Raw genomic sequence first — 20,733 nt, forward strand, 5'->3', positions numbered from 1 at the left:
TTGAGTGACGCCCTTCTTGTAACATAATGTGTGTCATCAATAAAGAGATAACCGTGTACTAACTGAAATTTTTCATAAGACTATATAAATTATATAAATGTCACAATGACCATTGAAACAAACATAATGGTTAAATATTGTAACGAATAGACAAACATTAATTTTGCCCACTTCATATCATTTTTATATCTATTAGCGTAAATCCCTGTTATAATCCAGCCAATGTTAAGCACTGTAGCTAAGACAACAAACGGAATTCCTAATTCGAACATAAAAAACGGAAGCGGTAACAAAGCAATTACCCATAAATAGATATGGCGCTTTGTTTCTTTAAATCCCTTTACTACCGGAAGCATCGGGATGCTTGCTGAGCGATATTCTTCAACCCGTCTCATTGCCAAAGCATAGAAATGAGGCGGCTGCCACGCAAACATAATAAGAAATAGCATCCAGGCCATGACATCCAGATTTGGATCAATAGCCGCCCAGCCAATTAACGGCGGTACTGCACCAGAAACACTGCCAACTACCGTATTCGATACATGTTGACGTTTAGACCACATAGAATAAACAACAACATAGCTGAATACCCCCACTACTCCGATAACCGCTGCGGAAATCGTCGTTAGGAGGAGAAATAGTAATCCAAGTAATATAAATATAGATCCCATTAAAGCTACTTTTACAGGATTCATTTTACCAGTGACTGTAGGTCTTGCTTTTGTTCTCTCCATTAAATGGTCAATGTCACGATCTATGTAGTTATTAAGCGTACAGGCTCCTGCCATGATAAGAGCAGAACCGATTAAAGCACAAAAGATAATATCAAGCTGTTCAAAAAATCGTTTATCAACAACCGTAAGCGCTAGCCATATTCCTGTAAAAGTCGTAATTAAATTTGAATTAACAATACCAATCTTTATTAGCGCAAGAAAATCCTTCCATGCAGTTGTTTCTGGTATCTTTGCTTTTAGGCTATCTCCCTTGCTTGTCATAACAGCCTCTGTAGTGGTCCTAGAACCAGACATACTACTTCCTCCCCTTTTGCGTTATACAAGTGCTTTCACCCGAATCCCCACTAATGTTGTCTTTATCATTATTAAGATAAACAACAGGTTAAACATAAATGAAAAAGTAAATTTATTATTATGTACTATTATTAATACCGATATGTTGTAAACTGAATATTAAATCATTATGCCTCTCTTCAGTATATTAAATCACACTTTCGACGATTTTTGTGAACTTTTTTTGAATAAATTATGAAAAAAGTGTGACTTGCATGATTATTTTAATTCCATTATTGTTATTTTAGTGCCATAATGAAGTAAATTAATATTTGTTTTGAATTTTTCCTAAACAAATTATCTTCAAAATTTTCTTTCTTATTTATATTCTTAACAAACTATCACTTAAGTTTCAACTGTTTTCACGTTAATAACAGCAAAAAATGCATTTAATTTAACATTTCAATACTTATTACAATTATTTTTTTATAAAAAATACAAAATATATCAAAATTTACCAATATTATGTATGATTAAAATAGTGATATTATTTTGCGTATTTATTTTATTATATTTATTAATGTACTACTATAGCAATAATAAGAACATTTCTAAGAAGGTGAAAAAATTGCAACGCTCTCTTAAGTGGTTTTCAGTATTAACAACAATTGGGATGCTCTTGATTCTTTTAGGCGGAGCATTGGTTACAAAGACAGAATCCGGTATGGGCTGCGGGCGATCGTGGCCTCTATGTAATGGACAGCTTATACCAGAGGAGGTCACCAGTGAATTAATTATTGAACTCGCCCATCGCGTTGTTTCTGGGTCAGTCGGAATTATGCTAATCATTCTTTCCATCATGGCATGGCGGGCAATCGGACATATTAGAGAAACCAAGTTTCTTGTCATTACTTCTCTTCTCTTTCTCATCCTACAGGGACTTATCGGAGCAGCGGCTGTCATTTGGGGACAATCCGACTTTATTTTGGCAGCACACTTCGGAATATCTTTAGTATCCTTTTCAACTGTTTTTCTGTTGACACTCCTTATTTTTGAGGTGGATAAGAAGTTTCAAGCTGAAAAGCTTATTCTTGACAAACGTATGAAAAAACATATTGTCGGTGTAACACTTTATAGTTTTATTGTCGTCTACAGCGGTGCTCTTGTCCGACATGTGAATGCAAGTCTTGTCTGCCGCGACTGGCCGCTATGCCTAAATGATCAGCCAGGTCTTCCAACCAATATGTATGAGTGGGTTCAAATGGGACACCGTGCTGCAGCAGGGTTAATATTTATTTGGATTGGATACATTATGTATTTAGCAATTAAACATTATCGTCATGAGAAAATTGTGTATTGGGGTTGGATTATTTCCTTTATTTTAGTCTCATTACAGGTAACAGCTGGTGCTTTCATTGTATTCTTACGAGGTAATTTATTTATCGCTCTAGCACATGCCTTTTTTATTTCTTGTTTGTTTGGGATGTTAAGTTATTTTATCCTGCTTACGTATAGAAGCAATCACAACTCCACTGATTTACAGTCTGAACAAACAGCAGAAATGAAATCTTCATCATCCATGGTAACAGTAAAATAAAAAAGAGTTACAGCTAAGCTGTAACTCTTTTTTATTTTATTTTTCCATTTCGATGAGAAGGTCTCCGGTCTGAATTGCTTCTCCACTCTGAACATAAATATCTTTGACGATTCCGGAGAATGGAGCTTGAACTGTCGTTTCCATTTTCATCGCCTCAGTAATCATTAAGTGATCACCTTTTTCCACTCTTTCACCTTTTTCAACAATCACCTTGATAACAGTACCAGGCATTGTTGCAGATAAATGATTTGGATTTTTTGGATCAGCTTTCACTTTTGACTGGATAGTTGATTTGATGCTCTCATCCTTCACGATCACTTCGCGGGATTGTCCGTTTAACTCAAAATAAACAATTCTCGTACCATCTGCTTGCGGTTGACCAACAGATACCAGCTTTACGATGAGTGTTTTACCAGTTTCAATTTCCACCTGAATCTCTTCGCCAAGACGAAGTCCATATAGGAAGGTTGGTGTATCTAGTACAGACAGATCACCATATAGTTGAACCGTTTTTGCATAATCCAAGAATACCTTTGGATATAGAGCATATGCGATTATATCATGTGCTGTTACTTCTCTACCAAGCTCATGATAAAGTTCATCTCTTAGGGCTTTAAAATCAACCGGCTCGAGCAATTCTCCAGGACGCACTGTAATAGGCTCTTTTCCCTTTAGAATTACTTTTTGAAGATCTTTTGGGAATCCGCCATGTGGCTGACCTAAATATCCCATAAATAACTCAACAACAGAGTCAGGGAAATCAATTGTATCACCTTTTGCTAATACATCTTCCTCCGTTAAGTTGTTTTGAACCATGAATAAGGCCATATCGCCTACAACCTTTGAAGACGGAGTAACCTTTACAATATCACCAAACATTTGATTCACACGGGAGTACATTCTTTTTACATCATCCCATTGATCCCCAAGACCAACACCTTTAGCCTGCTGCTGTAAATTACTGTATTGTCCCCCTGGCATTTCGTGCTGGTACACCTCAGTATGTGGAGCAACCATGCCGGATTCAAAATCTTGATAGTATTTACGAACATCTTCCCAATAATGTGAAAGGTTTTCTAGAGCATCAACCTCTACAGCTGGCTGACGATCGTTTCCTTGAAGCGCATAGAACAGCGTATTTGCACTTGGCTGTGAAGTTAAGCCGGCCATAGAGCTGATTGCGACGTCAACAATATCAACCCCTGCTTCAATCGCACGAGAATACGTATAGATACCATTACCGCTGGTATCATGTGTATGAAGATGAATTGGAATATCTACAGTTGCTTTCAATTCTGAAATTAATTGATAAGCAGCTTCCGGCTTTAATAGTCCAGCCATATCTTTGATAGCTAGGATATGGGCACCTTGAGCCTCCAATTCTCTAGCAATATTTTTATAATAATTAATATCATATTTACTTCTTGTTGGATCCGTAATATCACCTGTATAACAAACAGCAGCTTCTGCAATTTTGCCTGATTGTCTTACCGCATCAATTGCTACTTCCATTCCTTTAACCCAGTTTAAGCTGTCAAAAATACGGAATACATCGATACCTGCATGTGCTGATTTTTCAACAAATTCACGAATCACATTATCAGGGTAATTTGTATACCCGACTGCATTGGCTGACCGCAGCAGCATTTGGAATAAAACATTAGGAATTTGCTTTCTTAACGTTAGTAGACGATCCCATGGATCCTCCTTTAAGAAACGATAGGCAACATCAAATGTTGCTCCGCCCCACATTTCCATTGAGAAAAGCTCAGGCAATAATTTAGCTGTTGGCTCAGCAATATGCGTAAAATCATTTGTTCGAATTCTAGTCGCTAATAATGACTGATGAGCATCACGGAAAGTTGTATCTGTTAATAATACTTCTTTACGATCCTTCACCCATTTAACGAGTCCATCCGCACCCTGTTCATCCAATATTTGTTTTGTACCACTTTGCAGCTCAAGACTATGTGGAATCTTTGGTACTCTTGGCTTTTCAAATACAGGTCTTTTCTTCTTCTCAATTCCCGGGAAGCCGTTAATTGTAACCGTTCCAATATAATTAAGAAGCTTTGTTCCTCTGTCTTTTCGTTTTGGGAAAATAAATAGTTCCGGAGTTTCATCGATGAATGATGTATCATAATCTCCATTTAAGAACTTCTCATGCTTTACCACATTAATTAAAAATGGAATATTGGTTTTAATACCACGAATACGGAATTCATGTAAATTTCGAACCATTTTTGATGCAGCTTGCTCAAATGTATGTGCATGTGTGGTTACCTTCACAAGCAAAGAATCATAAAAAGGTGTAATGATTGAGCCTTGGTATGCATTACCAGCATCTAAACGAACGCCGAAACCGCCGCCAGAACGATAGGCCATAATCTTGCCAGCATCCGGCATAAAATTATTTAATGGATCTTCTGTTGTTACACGAGATTGAATGGCATATCCTAGCGTGATGATATCTTCTTGATGAGGGATACCAACCTTATCTCCAAACAGCTCATAACCTTGTGCTACAAGGATTTGTGTCTGAACAATATCGATTCCCGTAATCATTTCAGTAATGGTATGTTCAACTTGAACACGCGGATTAACTTCAATAAAATAGAATTCATTGTCAGCGACTAAAAACTCTACTGTACCAGCATTCAAATAATTAACATTTTTCATTAAGCTGACAGCAGCTTCACAAATTTCTTTACGTAATTCAAGTGTTAATGAAACACTCGGAGCTATTTCTACAACCTTTTGGTGACGACGTTGAATCGAACAATCTCTTTCATATAAATGAATAATGTTCCCTTGTGAATCACCAATGATTTGTACTTCAATATGCTTTGGTCTGTTAATATATTTCTCTACATACACTTCGTCATTACCAAAAGCAGCTTTAGCTTCTGACTTAGCACGATTATATGCTTCTTCCACTTCTTCGATTCCGTTGACAATCCTCATACCGCGGCCTCCGCCGCCTAATGATGCTTTAATGATAATTGGAAACCCGTACTTTTCTCCAAAGCCTCTTACATCATCTAAGCTTGTCACAGGTCCATCAGTACCAGGGATAACCGGGATGTTTGCTTTAATTGCCTGTTCCCTAGCTTTCACCTTGTCACCGAACATATCTAAATGCTCAGATTTAGGTCCGATAAAAATAATTCCTTCTTCTTCACATCTTTTTGCAAATTGTATATTTTCAGAAAGGAACCCATATCCAGGATGGATGGCATCGACATCACTGTCCTTTGCGATCTCGATAATGCCTTCAATATCAAGATAAGCATCGATCGGTTTTTTTCCTTCTCCTACTAAATAGGCTTCATCCGCTTTATAACGATGTAAAGAATTAGTGTCCTCATTTGAATAAATCGCAACAGTGCGAATATTTAATTCAGTACACGCCCTAAAGACGCGAATAGCAATTTCCCCTCTGTTCGCAACTAACACTTTGTTGATGCGTCTGCTCACATAAAACACCTCATCTATCTAGATAAATTTTTGAATTAATTAATGAATCTTTCGAAAATGAGTGATAGGGTATGGATCATTAATGAAATAGTAAAAAATACAGTCCTATTTACCCCGGTTCAAATTTGAAAGAAACAGTAACCAACTCTTTATTATAAAGCGCGGGAATTAATCCCCACGCCTATTTACGAAATGAAAACGCTTGTCCATTATTTTTTTTGTTTTCCCTTGGTTCGTTTGTTCTTCATTCTTATGTTTAAAATTATGCTCATAATTCACAAACATAGATATATTTGAAAGGATGCCCATGGCTAAGGATAACTGCAGGAGCGACGATCCACCGTAGCTAACAAAAGGCAGAGGGACACCTGTTAAAGGAATCACACCTGAAATTCCACCAAGATTGATAAACGCTTGAATGCCTACCATCGAGGATATTCCGATGGCTAACAGACTGCCAAATGGATCCTTACATTTGATGCCAATAAAAATTCCTCTTAATACAATATACCCTAAGCATATTAAGACAAACCCGACTCCAAAAATTCCTAATTCCTCCGCAATTACTGCCATTATGAAATCTGTATGGGATTCAGGAAGATAACCAAGTTTCTGGATACTTTGTCCAAGTCCCAAACCTTTAAGCCCCCCTGACCCAACGGCCATATAAGAATTTGCCAGCTGCCATCCGATACCTTGCTCATCTTTAAATGGATCTTGATAGGCAAGAAACCGTCCAACGCGTACATCAGAAAACAAAATACCCTTCATAATGAAAAGTGCCGGTATTCCTATGATCAAACCAATTCCAGCGAGCTTACCAATATTGCGAAAGCTCATACCGGATGAAAAGATAATCGTCGCTGCGATTAAAAAAATAATTGCAGCTGTCCCAATATCTGGTTGAATTGCAACAAATGCCAGTACTAGTACTAAATAGACTAAAGGAGGGACAACCCCTTTATCAAATTCATTAATATACGACTGTTTCTTAGCATATACAGCAGATAAGTAAATAATAACACATAGTTTGACAAATTCTGAAGGTTGAAGGCTTGAGGTTCCAATTTTAAACCAACTTTGAGCATTGCCAGCCACATGACCGAAGATAAAAAGAGCACCTAAGCCGAAGAGGGACAAGAAAACCATTGGAACAAGAACTTTATTACTCTGTAGCAGCTTGTAAGGTAACCATGCTGTAACAGAGAATACTAGTGCAGATAAAATAATATTAAGCTTTTGCTTTTGAAAAAAGTAATCACTCGCTACCTCATAACGCTGTACTGCCGAAACCATACTGGCACTGTACACCATGATTAACCCGAAAATAACTAACATGGTTAAAACAATAATTAACGAATAATCATATGATTTTAAGATTTTTTTAAACATCCAACCTCTTCCCTCATCTTCAAAGTTGTATTATTTATTCTACTATACTATCAAATATCCTGCCTATAGAGAGAAGAAAATGTTTACTTTTGAAAGTAAATTGTATTTTTTATATCATACTAGTAATAGAGCACTCACGCAATAATGAATTTTAATTTTTTTGATAACTTTGTCAGTTTTTGTCAGTTAATTTAGATTTTTACCATATTTCGCATACTTTAGATTCCTGCGTTTCAGATAAAAAAACTCAAACAAGAATCCCATTGTTTGAGTTTAACACTTATTTTTGTATGGATGACTGATGTAAAAGTAATAGTTCTTTTTCCAGTTCATCCAAGAGATTTTTCCCATCGATTTCGTCAATTAGCCCGAGTCGAACCGCAAAGTCTATTTCACGCGACAAACCAAACATCTGCGTGTCCAAAACATCTTCATAAAGAGGGCATTGTGGCATTGTCAGATTATCCATTTGTACTTTAATAAGCCTTAATATTTTATCAGCATCCGCTTTTAATAATTCATTTGCTTTTTCTTTGTGATCAATAGCCATTTCAGAAGCCAAAGTTGATCCCCCCTGTTTTGAAAGCGATTATCCTATCTGTTAAATTTTATACTTTTGAATTCAAAAATGCAAGGTATTCTATACAAAAGCGGAAGCGCCTTGCCCAGACCCGACAAGCAGAAGTCGAGCCGGCATGAAGGTTGTTCTTTAACCTTCTTGTCGGATTGGATTCTGACCTCGAGGGTCTAGGCGCTGGAGCTAGATAATACAAAAGCGGAAGCGCCTAAAGTTTCATTCCATGACAGTCGTTTATTTTTAGAGTATAATTTATTTTATAAAAAATCGACTCAACGGATCAGTGAAGGAGGACAACATGGAAAAGATTATTTTACTTACGGGAAAGGTCAAATTCCCTATTACGCTTGATCCTACAGTTTGGATATTTGATGAGCGCAAGCTTGATTTGGATACATACTTTGATGTGCAGGAAAAAGAGATCAATGAATTAGAGGAATATACGAAATCAATATCCGAGCATTGGGACAGAGAAATCATTGAAGGTGCACAGCTGCCGTCCGCTAAAAAATCAGAAAAAAAGTTCATAAAAGAAAGCATGATTACCGGCAGCTTCGGAATCCGCTTCCAGCCATTCCTAGACAATGCAGAGCCTTACGATGATGCAACGACCGTTATCATTGAAAGCGCTGAGCAAGTATATACTGTGCCTGTTGATAAAGTAAAGGACATCATATTAGGTTTTTCTAAGAACGGTAAACCGCTAAATGAAGATGGGCCCGTACATGTGTATCTCAATAAAGACAGTAAAAATCAGCCAATTAAACACATAAAAAGCTTTAGAGTTGAATAGAAGGCCTGCAGCACGTCTTCTCAAAAAAAAGAGAAAAAGCAATGGCTTTTTCTCCTTTTTTCATTATAGTAAATCGGCTGCTAATTGCGCGATACCAGATCTTTCACCTTTGACCAATTTGACATGACCGGCTATTTTCTGATCCTTAAACCTCTCGACCACATATGTAAGGCCGTTATTATACGCATCTAAATATGGATGGTCAATTTGTTCCGGATCTCCCATTAAAACAATTTTACTGCCCTCTCCGACCCTTGTAAGAATCGTTTTCACTTCATGTTTAGTTAGATTCTGCGCTTCATCAATTATGATATACTGATCAGGAATACTTCTCCCTCTTATATACGTTAATGCCTCTACTTCAATCGATCCCATGCCAGCAAGAATGGCTTCAAGTTCACCTGGCTTTTTGGCGTTAAATAGATATTCAAGATTATCATAGATTGGCTGCATCCAAGGTCTTAGTTTCTCTTGCTTTTCACCAGGAAGAAAGCCAAGATCTTTACCTACTGGAACAATCGGTCTTGCTACAAGCAATTTTTTGTAATCTCCCAAGTCCTCCGTCTGCATCAAACCTGCTGCAAGGGCAAGTAACGTTTTTCCGGTTCCTGCCTTTCCGATTAATGTTACAAGTGGCAAATCATTTCGGAGCAAAAGCTCAACTGCCATGGTTTGCTGCACATTTCGCGGTTTAATCCCCCAAATATGGTCATGATCAAACACTAACTTTTTCACTTTATTTGCAGTCTGATCAACCATGCCAATAGCCGAAGAAGAGGATCCTAGAGCATCTTTTAAAAGGATAAATTGATTTGGATAGAATGGATGATTAGCTATTTCGGTTAACAGCAGCTCTCCTTTTTCATAAAATCGGTTCAATAATTCAGTATCAATAAAAATATTTATATACCCCGTGTAAATATGATCATTTTCAACAACCCGATCACTTAAAAAGTCTTCTGATAATAATCCAATGGCATCCGCCTTAACTCTGACAAGTGCATCCTTACTAACAAGTATTACTTGCTTTCCATTTTCCTTCGTTTCCTCTTCAAGGGATAGGTTTTTTGCTACCGCTAATATTCTGTTATCATTTGTTTTTTCAATAAATATCTCTTGAAGCTGATGAAACGAACGATGATTAAGCTCAATGCGGATTTCTCCTCCGTTTTCGAGTGTGATCCCTTCGTGTAATTTTCCTGTTTCTCTTAGGCCATCAATCATCCTTGCAACTTGGCGTGCATTTCTCCCGATTTCATCCATATATCGTTTTTTTGAATCGACTTCCTCCAGTACAACTGCAGGAATAATGACTTCATTATCTTCAAAGGAAAAAATAGAATAGGGATCTTGTAGTAATACATTCGTATCTAACACGTATATTTTACCCAATCCGATGCCTCCTGCTCCTATGCGTTCTATTTGCTGTGATGCGCTCCCTCTTTTTTGGCAAACAATGTGATGTTTTTGTCCTCTATAATATGTTTATTTCCGCAATCTGTTCACCCATTACGCAGAGTAATACTATTATCACTTCACAGAGCCTATTATGAATGCCGTTTCCTTTTCAGGATGCCACACCCTTTCATACTCGTACTAACTTAGGACAGTTAGCTCTTTGGTAAAATATATGTTTTTTTGTATAAAGATAGAAGATATTTTGCACAATAACTAGTAATGATTTCAATAAATAATTGAAATATTTTCGATCACCCAAAAAATTGCTGTCATATTTAAGGAGGTGTTCTAGAATTGAAGGTATTTTTTGTTCTTCTATTCAGTTTGTGTATCCTATGTAGCTGCGGAGTTAAAGAGGAAGCTTCAGATGAAAAACAGCGTACCATCAATGTTAAAAACAGTACCATTCAAGAGGTTGACAAGAAGACAGGACAAGAGATTTCAAAACATTTAGCTGATCTCGCTTCAGGTATCCCAAGTGTCAACGATGCCACAGCAGTTGTACTTGGCAGATATGCTATTGTCGGCATTGATGTGGACAAAAATCTAGACCGATCAGAAGTTGGTTCTATTAAATACACCGTAGCAGAGAGCCTCAAAAATGATCCTAACGGAGCAAGGGCGGTTGTTATTGCCGACCCCGATATAAATGCACGTTTGAAGGAAATTGCAGAAGATATTCAAAAGGGAGAGCCGATTCAAGGTATTATGAATGAGTTAGCGGATATTTCAGGCCGTTTAATGCCAGAGGTTCCCGCTGATTTAACAGACCCTAATCCGAAAAATACGTTAAATAAGCCTAAAAAACAGCTTAATGAAAGTGAAGAAAAGAACCTTAATCAAAAACAGGAAGAACAATCGAATTATCATAAATAACCCTATTTCTGTCTCTATTTACAGCATTGAAAAAAGCTTAGTTAAAACTAAGCTTTTTTCAATGCTCCCATTACTTGATTATCTAGTTTTTTTGCCGCTTCTAAATCATAGGTTTTATCATACTTGGGTGCAACAGTGATTTTTGAACCATAAAACATTACATCTCTTACTTCATCTATATCCATTTGGATTTGGGCCAGCTTTAATGGAACATCTTCCATTTTTTCCTTCATTACGCTAGCACTGCCACTTATAGAATAAGTGGATTCATTTGCAATTACATTAATGACGATTTTAGGATTTTGCTTAATATTTGTCACAATGCGTGAACGGTTATCGACAGCAAACAAAATGGTTTTTTCATCCTTTGCCAAAACCCAAGAAATGGCACTTACATTAGATCCGCCAGTCTCAAAATCAATTGTAGCAAGAAGAACAAAACGCTCTTTTTGCAGAAAATCGAATAAAGGTTTCGTTAGTTCTGGTTCAACTTGATTTGCCATAAGATTCTCCCCCTTTTAATAAACAACAACATCATATTATTAAAATACCTTACTTTCAACGATTTCACACGCAAATTGACCATTTTACTAATAAAAATTAGTAACTCACTAAAACATATTATATAATTAACATAATTCTATATATAATGGTAAGTAACTTTTCTTTGAGGTGTATACAATGAGAGTAAAATGTGTCATTTGCGATAAAATTGAATCAATTGAAGATAATTCCTTTCAAGCAAAGCGGCTGAGAAATAGACCTATCTATACGTATATGTGTAAGACTTGCACGAATCGTATTACTGAAAAAACCGAGCAAAGAATTGCAACTGGAAATTTTCACCTTTACCGCAGTAAAAAACAGGATGATGAATGGGAATAAGCAGTAGGAAAAAAGACGCCGCAAATGTGGCGCCTTTTTTCCTACTGCTTATTCTGGATAATTTTGATATCTATCCGGACTTTCATTAATTTGATTAATCATCACTTCTATTAATTCCTGGGGGAAACGGGTAGTTTGCTGTTCTCCCTCTTTCACATACGAAATATGGTAAAAACCATTATCCTTCTTTACATAAATTTCAGATAGGCCAAGTTCCACAGTTATAATGGACATAAACATTTGTTCTGTTTCGGCAGCTGCCTGATCGTCAGGCCTTGCATCTGTAACCACCTTTATTGTCAACCAATTATAAATTGCATCTTGTACTTTTTTCATTCAAAATACTCCTCGTCAATTTGATGCTCCTGCGTTTTTATGGCGATGCAGCCGAATTTTGTAGATGATGAGAATAAGAGCAGCTACAACCAGCCCTTCTGCAATCGGAAGAAAAATAGCTAGAAACGTTAAAAAGGTACTGCCGAAGATCAAGAATAAATAAATAATAACTGATTTTAGTAAGGGCAATTTTTGCGCAAAGCCTAGTTTAAATACAATAATACTTAATAGTAATATGGTTATATACAACAGCCACATTCCGAGATCGGAATTCACATTCACTTTATATAATGCAGCAAAAAAAGATAATCTTTCTGTTATATCCATACAGCATGGTCTCCTTTTTTTCAAAACTCCTAATCTTAAGATTACTATACTATTTTTAGACAAAGCGTTCAACAATCAATAGACGATTCTCTTTGGATAATAACCAATACAAAAAAAAAGGAGACAACATGTCTCCTTTTTTTATTATGTTTAGGCCTGAACCTCAGCACCTTTTTTCTTTTTTGCCGCTTTTTCTCTTTCATTCTTGTTAAGAATCTTCTTACGTAAACGAATGGATTCCGGAGTTACCTCACAGTATTCGTCATCATTTAAGTATTCCAATGATTCTTCCAGCGTTAAAATACGAGGTCTTTTCATCGTATTTGTTTGATCCTTCGTTGCAGAACGGACATTTGTTTGCTGCTTCATTTTCGTAATGTTAACAGTTAGATCGTTTTCGCGATTATGTTCTCCTACAATCATGCCTTCATAGATTTCTGTACCAGCATCAACAAAAATAACACCGCGATCTTCTACACCCATGATGCCATAGGTAGTAGCTTTACCATTTTCCATCGAAACAAGTACACCCTGTCTTCTGCCGCCTACTTGACCTGGCTGCATTGGCTGGTAGCTGTCAAAGGTATGGTTCATGATTCCATATCCGCGTGTTAATGTTAAGAATTCTGTAGAATAACCAATTAAGCCTCTTGCAGGTACATTAAAGACAAGTCGAACTTGCCCGTTACCATTGTTAATCATATCAAGCATTTCACCTTTACGGGCACCCATTGATTCCATAACAGCACCCGTATGCTCTTCAGGTACATCAATTTGAACACGCTCAACTGGCTCACAACGGACTCCATCAATAACCCTTACAATTACTTCTGGTTTAGACACTTGAAGTTCAAAGCCTTCACGACGCATATTTTCAATTAGGATTGATAAATGCAGCTCCCCACGTCCAGAAACAATCCAGGCATCAGGAGAATCAGTATTATCAACACGCAAACTCACATCCGTTTGAAGTTGGGCACGAAGTCTCTCTTCGATTTTTCTAGAAGTGACATATTTCCCCTCACGGCCGGCAAACGGGCTGTTGTTCACAACAAATTCCATTTGCAGGGTTGGTTCATCAATTCTTAAAATTGGCAATGCTTCTTGATGCTCTACAGGACAAACCGTTTCACCGACATTAATGTCTTCCATACCAGAAACGGCAATTAAATCACCTGCATATGCTTCTTCAATTTCTAATCGTTTTAAACCAAAAAAGCCCATTAACTTTGTTACCCTGAATTGTTTCACTGACCCATCGAGCTTCATTAATGCTACTGACTGACCAACCTGTATTGTACCGCGGAAAACACGTCCAATACCGATTCTGCCGACGAAGTCATTGTAATCTAACAAAGCAACTTGAAATTGTAGCGGCTCTTCACGATTATCGATTGGAGAAGGAGTATGTTCCAAAATCATATCGTATAATGCTTTCATGTTTTCATCTTGTTTTTCCGGATCCACACTTGCAGTTCCGTTAATAGCAGAAGCATAAACAACTGGGAAATCCAACTGATCTTCATCTGCACCTAGTTCAATAAATAAATCAATTACTTCATCAACCACTTCTGCTGGTCGAGCAAAATCACGGTCAATTTTGTTAACAACAACCATCGTTTTTAACTTTTGCTCTAATGCCTTTTTAAGCACGAAACGAGTTTGCGGCATACAACCTTCATATGCATCAACAACTAATACAACACCGTCAACCATCTTCATAATTCGTTCTACTTCGCCACCGAAATCGGCATGTCCTGGAGTATCAAGAATATTTATTCTTGTATTTTCGTATTGTATCGCTGTATTTTTTGCTAAAATAGTAATACCGCGTTCTCTCTCGATATCATTTGAATCCATGGCACGTTCTTCCACATGTTCATTTGAACGAAATGTACCAGACTGCTTTAACAGCTGATCCACTAATGTCGTTTTACCATGGTCTACGTGGGCAATAATCGCAATATTACGTATATCTTCTCTGGTTTTCAAAAAACTTCCTCCTACCTATATTTAAGGTCAAACCTTTGCTAGCTATCTAATAGAGTGATTTATTTCACAGTAATGAGTTTTAAGCTTAACTGAGACATTATAACACAATAAGAGTGGTAAAGAAAAAAAAATTTGTGTAAAATGTAATTAAAGTTTTTTAAATGGTTTAAATTTTTTCGCTTATTTTACTTTTCATTGGGGGTAGTAACTTGAAAAAAATCAAATGGTTATCATTATTATTAGCATTTCTCGCAGCAACATGCATGGCGGGGATTGGTATCGCCGTTGCTGAAAGAAGTATTATTGGAATAGCAGGCGCCATTATTATACTTATTCTAGTCATGGGATTTGGTTTTATGAATAAGAAAAAAATGAGGGAAAATGGGATGCTTTAATCCCTTTCCCTCATTTTTTATTAACTTCATAAAATTTTTATTATTTCCATTCACCATTATGCAAATATTTCCTAAACACTTCATCATGCAGTCCTGGTTTGGAAATAAAAATGGAGCATTGTTCCAACAAATTTAGCGGTCTCCCTCTTAAATCACTAACAGTTCCACCTAGCTCTTCAATTAGGATCTTACCGGCCGCAAAATCCCATGGTTGTAACCGCAGTGAAATATACGCATCAAGCCTGCCCGCAGCCACATAAGCAAACTCAAGAGCTGCACAACCGTAGGATCTTGTTCCCCTCACTTCTTTAATTAGTGGAGCAAGAATATTCGGGTCAATTCTTCGATTTTCCGTTACCCATGTAGCATTTAGTCCAATGATACTCTCAGACAAGTGGACTGCTTCTAAAGGTCTTAATGGAAGCTCGTTCATGTAAACCCCTTTATTCTTGATAGCATGATATAGTTCATCCCTTACAACATCATAGATTAACCCAACCATCCCAACTCCGTTTTCATATATACCGATGGATATCGCAAAATTCCGCTGCATATGAACAAAATTCATTGTTCCATCAATTGGGTCTATTAACCAAATAACTCCATCTGTTGTCTCAGGTGAATCACCAAAACCTTCTTCACCAATTATTTTGTGCTCTGGATACGTTTTACGAATCCTTTCAATAAAAAACTGCTCTATTTTTTTATCAATTTCCGTGACCAAATCATTTCGATTTGACTTTGTTTGTATATCCAATGTTAGATTAAATGAATCCTTTATGATTTGTGCAGCTTCCATAATCCAGCCTTTTGCCTTTATATCAATATCGGACCAATTTGTCATGCTTTACCTCCGCCATCAATCAAATTCTGTAAATGGATTAAGACTGTTTTTATTGTAAGCTATTTTATTATTTAGAACTAATTTTTAGTATGACCAAACATAAAAAACGAACTCTTTTTTGCTAACAGAGTTCGTTTCTAAATATGAAATATATTCTTCATTTTCTCTCTCTTTCTCCTTTTTCTTTTTACAGAGCCTTTAAAATAAGAAGTTCCTGTCTAATTCTTTCAAGCCTTTCTTTACTTTCTTTTTTCTTGTTTTCGTTGTTTTCACCCATCGCCTCAAACAATACAGCCAATTCATAATCCATTTCTAACCTTAAAACAGCTTTTCTTTCCTTTTCTATTGCTTTCTTTTTCACTGAATTCATCACTTGTTTCATTGACAGTACACCCCTTCCAATTTTATTTATCCAACTGATAGAAATCTGATTATTTGTATTATTATATTATGTGGTTATTCTTATTCTTGCAACAAATTTGCACACTTGCCTATCTAAATTCACTTTTCCCTTTTTAAAACCCATTTTAAACAATTCCAAGGTTAACTTTCTTCTTGTATCATGATGTTTGTGATAAAATATTTGTCAAAGCATGACCAGGAGGTTACTAATATGACATTCACAGGATTTACAGAATCAGACTTTGAAGTTTTTTCTATAGATGGATTAGAGAATCGTATGGATGCTTTAATTACACATATCCGTCCGAAACTAGATGCACTCGGAGAACACTTCGCTCCAACATTATCTGTTATGACTGGAGAAGAAATGTTTGCCCATGTTGCGAAGCATGCACGTCGAAAAGTGAATCCACCAAACGATACATGGGTAGCATTTGCCAACAATTCAAGAGGTTATAAGATGTTACCACATTTTCAGATTGGATTATGGGGGTCTCATGTCTTTATTTGGTTTGCCGTGATTTATGAAGCGCCACAAAAGGCTGATTACGGAAAAAAACTACAATCAATGATTAACCAAATACACGATGACATTCCGAAAAACTTTGTTTGGTCAATCGACCACATGAAGCCAGATGTCTTAAAACATGCTGAGCTGACTAAAGAAGAGCTGACAGACATGTTTGTCCGTTTACAAACGATTAAAAAAGCTGAAATCCTTTGCGGTTATCAAATCCCTAAAGAAGAGGCCGTTCTTATGTCCGGACAACAAATGGTTGACAAAATCCAACTTGTGTTTTCGCAGATTTTACCGTTATACAAATTGATCCGATAAGGCTTGAGATTACCACTCCCATATACAAAAAGACATTGGGGCAATCGGCAATCACGAGGGACTGTTGGAAACAAATCCTCCTAAATTATAACCCATTAGGAGGATTTGTTTGTTTTTCATTATATGCACTAACTCAAGAATGCATTCTTATTATTAGACCGGAATCAGATTCTTTTCCCTTTTTAATCGTTCGATAGGTAGAATATCCACTAACCTCCTCAAACTCTGAGCACAGTTTTTTTTCCTGTGCTTTACTTGGGACTATTTCTTTAAATCTTCTGTATACCTCAAGCAGCTGTTCTCGATTGACCCCCTTCTCATATGCCATTTCAATTGTTTCAAAAAAATGAATCACATCGATGATTTCATCTGTTGTCCAATCATGATCAATCGGGTATTGATATTCCATTTCATTCATCCCTTACCTTCCATTTCATTCATTACTATTAATAGCATACCATCGCCTAATTTAAAACATTCCTATTTTAAATGTTCTCGTTTTATGTTTAATTTCCTTTATTATTTAGAAACTAAAGAATATAGAAGAACTTTTATAAGCAAAAATCAGAGTATTCATTGTGGAAAATTCATTAAAATTCCTATGTATACTTTTAAAATTTATCTTTGCAAAGAATGTTAATAGTGCTATAATTCATATGTTTTATGACTTCAGCTTAGCACTAGAACTCTTTTTCTAGACAATAAGTATTTTAATAAAGGGTGTGGTAATAAATTGTCTCAACAACATACTCCGTTATTTAGCGGCTTAATTGAACACGCAAAAAAGAATCCAATTCAATTCCATATTCCTGGGCATAAAAAGGGAAGCGGAATTGCACCTGAATTTCGTGAATTTGTCGGCGATAATGCCTTGTCAATAGATTTAATTAATATTGGTCCCCTTGATGATTTGCATCAGCCAAAGGGAATAATCAAGGAAGCACAAGATTTAGCAGCAGAAGCTTTTGGTGCTGATCACACATTTTTTTCCGTACAAGGGACAAGTGGAGCCATCATGGCTATGATTATGTCCGTTTGTGGACCAGGAGATAAAATCATTGTTCCACGAAATGTACATAAATCAATTATGTCTGCCGTGATCCTGTCAGGGGCAATTCCAATCTTTATCCATCCTGAAATTGATAAAGAGCTTGGAATTTCTCATGGAATTACCATTGATTCCGTTAAAAGAGCACTGGATCAATACCCAGATGCAAAGGCGTTATTAGTTATAAATCCAACATACTTTGGAATATCCGCCGATTTAAAATCAATTGTCGATCTTGCCCATTCCTATGATATTCCTGTATTGGTAGACGAAGCACATGGTGTGCATATACATTTTCATGATGAGCTTCCGTTATCAGCCATGCAAGCAGGTGCAGATATGGCTGCAACAAGTGTTCACAAACTTGGTGGATCTATGACACAAAGTTCGATTCTTAATGTGAAGGGGAAATTGGTATCTTATAAACGGGTTCAATCCATTTTAAGTATGCTTACAACCACTTCTACTTCCTATTTACTATTAGCATCACTGGATGTAGCGCGAAAGGAACTGGCCACGAACGGGCGGGCACTCGTGGACCGTTCCATCGAGCTGGCAAACATGATTCGAAAACAAATAAATGAAATTGAACATGTATTTTGTGTTGGAGAAGAAATTTTGGAATCCGAAGCAGCATATGATTATGATCCAACCAAATTAATCATTTCCGTTAAGAATCTAGGTTTAACTGGGTATGATGTAGAAAAATGGTTACGGGAAAACTATCATATTGAAGTGGAAATGTCTGACTTATACAACATACTTTGTATCATTACGCCGGGTGACACAGAACGGGAAGCAGATATTTTAATTACCGCATTAAGACATTTGTCAGAGGAACGGCATGAGCTTGCTGAAAAAGTCGAAACACAGGTACTTCTTCCAGAAATACCAGTATTGGCTGTTTCCCCAAGAGATGCGTTTTACTCCGAAACTGAGCTTATTCCGTTTGATGAATCGGAAGGCAGAGTGATCGCTGAGTTTATTATGGTGTATCCCCCAGGCATCCCTATTTTCATTCCAGGCGAAATTATTACCGAGGAGAATTTATTATACATTAAAAAGAACAGAGACGCAGGTCTCCCTGTTCAAGGCCCTGAGGATTTCGACTTCCGTATGCTTCGGGTTATTAAGGAACATCGAGCAATTAGATAAAAAAAATGGCAAATCCAGTTAATTATTGGATTTGCCATATATCACAAAAAAAGGCATGCAAATCGCATGCTTTTTTATTTATATAATCATTATTTTTCTTCTTTATGATCGTGTTTACCGCAGTTACAATTTGAGGAGTAAAGAACCGATACCTTTTCATCCTCAAAGTAATCAATTGTTGAATTGCAATCTTGACATACAATAGTACCCATTATTTCATCTCCCTTGTATTTAATCTTTTTTCGTAAGCGTTTTAATTTCTTTAACCATATAATAATATAACACTATTCAAAAATCAAGCCTAAATTGTATAACACATTTATTTTATTATGCTCATATAAAAAAAACGCTATGGCCATTGGAACCTACTGTTCTAATGACGATAGCGTTTTTTTAAGTAGTACTCTTAATAATATTCAGGTGCATAAGCTAAACCTGGCAATGCTTCCGAGAAAAAGTTTGCTAAATCTGCAGCTTGCTGCAAATCGTCTATTTTAAATATTGCCTGTAAATATTCTATATCTTCGAGATCTTGTGGGTCGAGGAGCGTGGAACGGCCAGTTTGCATACAAACTACTAGAGGCTTACCAAAAAATAAGTTCGTATAGACTATTCCAAAGTCGTAACGTGCAGCTTCAGTAGTAAATCCAACAAAACGAACTTTTACCTTTTCATCTTCATCGTATAATTTTTCAAATAGATCCATTATTATTTCTCCTCTCTAAAGTTCTTTCTTTAGAATATTATTATATTTTAATATAAGCATTTTATGCAATTTATTATGAAAATGTTTTGAAAATTGTCATAAGTTTTCAAACAATGTTAGAATAAATAATGAAGATATATACAATTTCAATTACAGTTACTAGTTATCAAAAGGATGGGGATAGAAATGTCAAATCAAGCCTACATAAAGCTGGTTCCTTCTTCAGCAAAGCAAACCATTACAATCGATGAGTTAAAGGAATTACTTGAGTATTATAAGGAAATCACAACAAAAACTGGTGAGCAGCTAAGCTGGCAATATGGTCAAGCAGCCTTTCCTTATGAAATGGAAGAGGTTATGAACCAGCAGCTGATTTTAACGTCCAATCACGAGCGATACCATTCGATTAAACTGAGTATTGATGAGGAAAAGGATTCTAACAATAATGACCATGCCCCACAAACATCTATTCAGTTTACCCTTACTGCCAGCTCAACTTATGGGGATAAGGGGAAGGCTAATGAACTATGCAAATTTCTAGCAAACAAGCTGCAAGGTGAACTTCATTTATTTAATGGGCGCATCATGTATTATTATAAAAGAAAATAATATTCCCTTTAGTTAGGGACAT

At 36.4% G+C, this 20,733-nt stretch carries 22 protein-coding genes; 8 read left to right on the forward strand and 14 right to left on the reverse strand.

All coding sequences use genetic code 11. The annotated features are described in order from the left end of the window. Window positions 1–89 precede the first annotated feature (89 nt). Window positions 90–1,028: a heme o synthase gene (gene cyoE, locus ACHUFV_RS05840; protein ID WP_394232650.1), complete on the reverse strand. Its 939-nt coding sequence runs from the start codon at window positions 1,026–1,028 to the stop codon at window positions 90–92. Window positions 1,029–1,635: 607 nt separating this feature from the next. Between cyoE and ACHUFV_RS05845 the strand changes: the two genes are divergently transcribed. Continuing rightward, window positions 1,636–2,604: a COX15/CtaA family protein gene (locus ACHUFV_RS05845; RefSeq protein ID WP_394232651.1), complete on the forward strand. Its 969-nt coding sequence runs from the start codon at window positions 1,636–1,638 to the stop codon at window positions 2,602–2,604. A 36-nt stretch (window positions 2,605–2,640) separates the two neighbouring features. Here the strand turns inward: ACHUFV_RS05845 and pyc are convergent, their stop codons facing one another. From pyc to ACHUFV_RS05860, 3 genes are all read right to left on the reverse strand, one after another. Then, window positions 2,641–6,081, reverse strand: coding sequence for a pyruvate carboxylase (gene pyc, locus ACHUFV_RS05850; protein ID WP_394232652.1), 3,441 nt, complete (start codon window positions 6,079–6,081; stop codon window positions 2,641–2,643). Between the two features lie 168 nt (window positions 6,082–6,249). Continuing rightward, complete coding sequence (locus ACHUFV_RS05855) at window positions 6,250–7,473, reverse strand: FtsW/RodA/SpoVE family cell cycle protein (protein WP_394232653.1); 1,224 nt, start codon at window positions 7,471–7,473, stop codon at window positions 6,250–6,252. Between the two features lie 280 nt (window positions 7,474–7,753). After that, window positions 7,754–8,035 (reverse strand): Fpa/YlaN family protein, encoded by a 282-nt coding sequence (locus tag ACHUFV_RS05860; RefSeq protein WP_394232654.1) that lies wholly within the window; start codon window positions 8,033–8,035, stop codon window positions 7,754–7,756. A 313-nt stretch (window positions 8,036–8,348) separates the two neighbouring features. Between ACHUFV_RS05860 and ACHUFV_RS05865 the strand changes: the two genes are divergently transcribed. Then, window positions 8,349–8,843 (forward strand): peptidyl-prolyl cis-trans isomerase, encoded by a 495-nt coding sequence (locus tag ACHUFV_RS05865; protein ID WP_394232655.1) that lies wholly within the window; start codon window positions 8,349–8,351, stop codon window positions 8,841–8,843. A gap of 63 nt (window positions 8,844–8,906) precedes the next feature. On the opposite strand, the gene ACHUFV_RS05870 is transcribed toward ACHUFV_RS05865, so the two are convergent. Further along, window positions 8,907–10,235 (reverse strand): PhoH family protein, encoded by a 1,329-nt coding sequence (locus tag ACHUFV_RS05870; RefSeq protein ID WP_394232656.1) that lies wholly within the window; start codon window positions 10,233–10,235, stop codon window positions 8,907–8,909. A gap of 360 nt (window positions 10,236–10,595) precedes the next feature. Between ACHUFV_RS05870 and ACHUFV_RS05875 the strand changes: the two genes are divergently transcribed. Further along, a complete protein-coding gene (locus ACHUFV_RS05875) occupies window positions 10,596–11,177 on the forward strand; it encodes a YhcN/YlaJ family sporulation lipoprotein (protein ID WP_394232657.1) in 582 nt (193 codons plus the stop codon). A gap of 47 nt (window positions 11,178–11,224) precedes the next feature. On the opposite strand, the gene ACHUFV_RS05880 is transcribed toward ACHUFV_RS05875, so the two are convergent. Continuing rightward, complete coding sequence (locus ACHUFV_RS05880; protein ID WP_394232658.1) at window positions 11,225–11,680, reverse strand: pyridoxamine 5'-phosphate oxidase family protein; 456 nt, start codon at window positions 11,678–11,680, stop codon at window positions 11,225–11,227. A gap of 178 nt (window positions 11,681–11,858) precedes the next feature. Here ACHUFV_RS05880 and ACHUFV_RS05885 point away from each other — a divergent pair, with 178 nt between their 5' ends. Continuing rightward, on the forward strand, window positions 11,859–12,062 hold the full coding sequence (locus ACHUFV_RS05885) for a YlaI family protein (RefSeq protein WP_394232659.1): 204 nt from the start codon (window positions 11,859–11,861) through the stop codon (window positions 12,060–12,062). A gap of 48 nt (window positions 12,063–12,110) precedes the next feature. Here the strand turns inward: ACHUFV_RS05885 and ACHUFV_RS05890 are convergent, their stop codons facing one another. From ACHUFV_RS05890 to typA, 3 genes are all read right to left on the reverse strand, one after another. Then, the gene (locus tag ACHUFV_RS05890; RefSeq protein WP_394232660.1) at window positions 12,111–12,398 is read right to left on the reverse strand and encodes a hypothetical protein; all 288 of its coding nucleotides are present in this window, start codon (window positions 12,396–12,398) and stop codon (window positions 12,111–12,113) included. Between the two features lie 15 nt (window positions 12,399–12,413). Further along, complete coding sequence (locus tag ACHUFV_RS05895) at window positions 12,414–12,725, reverse strand: YlaH-like family protein (RefSeq protein ID WP_394232661.1); 312 nt, start codon at window positions 12,723–12,725, stop codon at window positions 12,414–12,416. Window positions 12,726–12,875: 150 nt separating this feature from the next. After that, window positions 12,876–14,717: a translational GTPase TypA gene (gene typA, locus ACHUFV_RS05900; RefSeq protein WP_394232662.1), complete on the reverse strand. Its 1,842-nt coding sequence runs from the start codon at window positions 14,715–14,717 to the stop codon at window positions 12,876–12,878. A 209-nt stretch (window positions 14,718–14,926) separates the two neighbouring features. On the opposite strand from typA, the gene ACHUFV_RS05905 reads away from it, so the two are divergent. Then, window positions 14,927–15,112 (forward strand): DUF5325 family protein, encoded by a 186-nt coding sequence (locus ACHUFV_RS05905; protein WP_394232663.1) that lies wholly within the window; start codon window positions 14,927–14,929, stop codon window positions 15,110–15,112. A gap of 40 nt (window positions 15,113–15,152) precedes the next feature. Here ACHUFV_RS05905 and ACHUFV_RS05910 read toward each other — a convergent pair whose 3' ends face one another. Beyond that, complete coding sequence (locus ACHUFV_RS05910; protein WP_394232664.1) at window positions 15,153–15,956, reverse strand: inositol monophosphatase family protein; 804 nt, start codon at window positions 15,954–15,956, stop codon at window positions 15,153–15,155. A gap of 187 nt (window positions 15,957–16,143) precedes the next feature. After that, on the reverse strand, window positions 16,144–16,338 hold the full coding sequence (locus ACHUFV_RS05915; RefSeq protein ID WP_394232665.1) for a hypothetical protein: 195 nt from the start codon (window positions 16,336–16,338) through the stop codon (window positions 16,144–16,146). Window positions 16,339–16,569: 231 nt separating this feature from the next. On the opposite strand from ACHUFV_RS05915, the gene ACHUFV_RS05920 reads away from it, so the two are divergent. Further along, window positions 16,570–17,193 carry a YktB family protein gene (locus ACHUFV_RS05920; RefSeq protein WP_394232666.1) on the forward strand — a complete coding sequence of 208 codons (624 nt, stop codon included), beginning with the start codon at window positions 16,570–16,572 and terminating at the stop codon, window positions 17,191–17,193. Between the two features lie 133 nt (window positions 17,194–17,326). Here ACHUFV_RS05920 and ACHUFV_RS05925 read toward each other — a convergent pair whose 3' ends face one another. Further along, on the reverse strand, window positions 17,327–17,602 hold the full coding sequence (locus ACHUFV_RS05925; RefSeq protein WP_394232667.1) for a UPF0223 family protein: 276 nt from the start codon (window positions 17,600–17,602) through the stop codon (window positions 17,327–17,329). A gap of 324 nt (window positions 17,603–17,926) precedes the next feature. Here ACHUFV_RS05925 and ACHUFV_RS05930 point away from each other — a divergent pair, with 324 nt between their 5' ends. Further along, window positions 17,927–19,396 carry an aminotransferase class I/II-fold pyridoxal phosphate-dependent enzyme gene (locus tag ACHUFV_RS05930; RefSeq protein WP_394232668.1) on the forward strand — a complete coding sequence of 490 codons (1,470 nt, stop codon included), beginning with the start codon at window positions 17,927–17,929 and terminating at the stop codon, window positions 19,394–19,396. A gap of 89 nt (window positions 19,397–19,485) precedes the next feature. Here the strand turns inward: ACHUFV_RS05930 and ACHUFV_RS05935 are convergent, their stop codons facing one another. Both ACHUFV_RS05935 and ACHUFV_RS05940 read right to left on the reverse strand, forming a co-directional pair. Continuing rightward, on the reverse strand, window positions 19,486–19,608 hold the full coding sequence (locus tag ACHUFV_RS05935) for a GapA-binding peptide SR1P (RefSeq protein ID WP_394232669.1): 123 nt from the start codon (window positions 19,606–19,608) through the stop codon (window positions 19,486–19,488). Window positions 19,609–19,802: 194 nt separating this feature from the next. Then, the gene (locus tag ACHUFV_RS05940; protein WP_394232670.1) at window positions 19,803–20,102 is read right to left on the reverse strand and encodes a DUF3055 domain-containing protein; all 300 of its coding nucleotides are present in this window, start codon (window positions 20,100–20,102) and stop codon (window positions 19,803–19,805) included. 186 nt (window positions 20,103–20,288) lie between these two features. Here ACHUFV_RS05940 and ACHUFV_RS05945 point away from each other — a divergent pair, with 186 nt between their 5' ends. After that, window positions 20,289–20,711 carry a DUF1885 family protein gene (locus tag ACHUFV_RS05945; RefSeq protein WP_394232671.1) on the forward strand — a complete coding sequence of 141 codons (423 nt, stop codon included), beginning with the start codon at window positions 20,289–20,291 and terminating at the stop codon, window positions 20,709–20,711. Window positions 20,712–20,733: the final 22 nt, after the last annotated feature.

The sequence above is a fragment of the Niallia oryzisoli genome, from assembly GCF_043641075.1.
GTDB lineage: Bacteria > Bacillota > Bacilli > Bacillales > Cytobacillaceae > Bacillus_BD > Bacillus_BD oryzisoli_A.